At 65.4% G+C, this 1,358-nt stretch carries 3 protein-coding genes; all 3 read left to right on the top strand.

The window, feature by feature from the left end:
- Positions 1-266 (top strand): response regulator transcription factor (locus tag AC5RV2_RS17985; protein ID WP_494093458.1); only part of this gene is annotated, 266 nt, incomplete at its 5' end.
- A 273-nt stretch (positions 267-539) separates the two neighbouring features.
- A complete protein-coding gene (gene rpsF / locus AC5RV2_RS17990) occupies positions 540-845 on the top strand; it encodes a 30S ribosomal protein S6 (protein WP_494024955.1) in 306 nt (101 codons plus the stop codon).
- A gap of 94 nt (positions 846-939) precedes the next feature.
- A partial coding sequence (locus AC5RV2_RS17995) for a single-stranded DNA-binding protein (protein ID WP_494093459.1) occupies positions 940-1,358 on the top strand: 419 nt, incomplete at its 3' end.

Raw genomic sequence — 1,358 nt, forward strand, 5'->3', positions numbered from 1 at the left:
TGGCCCCCGGCGGCAGCCCGGCCGCCCCGCCGCAGCGCGACCCGTTGCTGGACGACCTGACTCCGCGCGAGCTGGAAGTGCTGCGGACCATCGCCGAGGGTCTTTCCAACGCGGAGATCGCCCACCGTTTTTTCCTCTCGGAGGCGACCGTCAAGACGCATGTCCGGCGGATCCTCGCGAAGCTGCACCTGCGCGACCGTGTGCAGGCCGTGGTGTACGCGTACGAGACCGGGCTCGTGGTGCCCAGCCTGGGGCTGGACTACTGACGACGCCGATCCCCGGGGCGCCCCCGGCCGCCAGGCCCTGTGGGCGCTTCCGGCCGCCCGGCGCTGTGGAGGACCGGTCGGGGCGGCGGATTCACGAGCCCGGACCGTCGTCCGGTACCATTGGTAAGTCTGTGCTGTCGGCGCCGGCCGGTATTTCCTGTGACAATAGCCAAAACACACGGAAGTCGCCGCGCGGTGGCAGGCAGGCAACGCAACAGAACCTCCTGTTACGGAAAGACCGTGACCGCTTAGCCCGAAGGAGGTGGGTTCACAATGCGTGCTTATGAACTGATGGTAATCATCGACCCCGAGGTCGAAGAGCGTACCGTAGAGTCCTCGCTCGACAAGTTCCTCAACGTTGTCCGCAACGATGGTGGAACCATCGACAAGGTGGACATCTGGGGACGCCGCCGGCTCGCCTACGACATCCAGAAGAAGTCCGAAGGCATCTACGCGGTGGTCAATTTCACCGCAACTCCCGCCACTGCTGCTGAGCTTGACCGCCAGCTTGGTCTGAACGAGACCATCCTGCGCACCAAGATCATCCGCCCGGAGGAGCAGAAGATCTCCGCTGAGTAATCAGCCGTGATCGCCGCCCCCCTTCCGGGAGCGGCATTGACGAAGACATTCCCGCGCGCCGCCGGCAAGCGGGACCAGGACATCAGGAGGCAACATGGCAGGCGAAACCGTTATCACGCTCGTCGGTAATCTCACCAACGATCCCGAGCTGCGGTTCACCCCGTCCGGGTCCGCGGTAGCGAACTTCACCGTTGCATCCACGCCGCGGACCTTCGACCGCCAGTCCAACGAATGGAAGGACGGGGAAACCCTGTTCCTCCGGGCGTCGGTATGGCGCGAAGCTGCCGAGAACGTCGCCGAGACCCTGACCAAGGGCATGCGCGTGATCGTTCAGGGCCGGCTGAAGTCCCGGTCGTATGAAACCAAAGAGGGCGAAAAGCGTACCGTCATGGAGCTTGAGGTCGACGAGATCGGCCCCTCGCTGCGCTACGCCTCTGCCAAGGTCACCCGTACCCAGCGCTCCGGCGGTGGCCAGGGCGGCTTCGGCGGCGGCCAAGGCGGCGGCTTTGGCGG

Source organism: Arthrobacter sp. Y3225116, assembly GCF_059091245.1.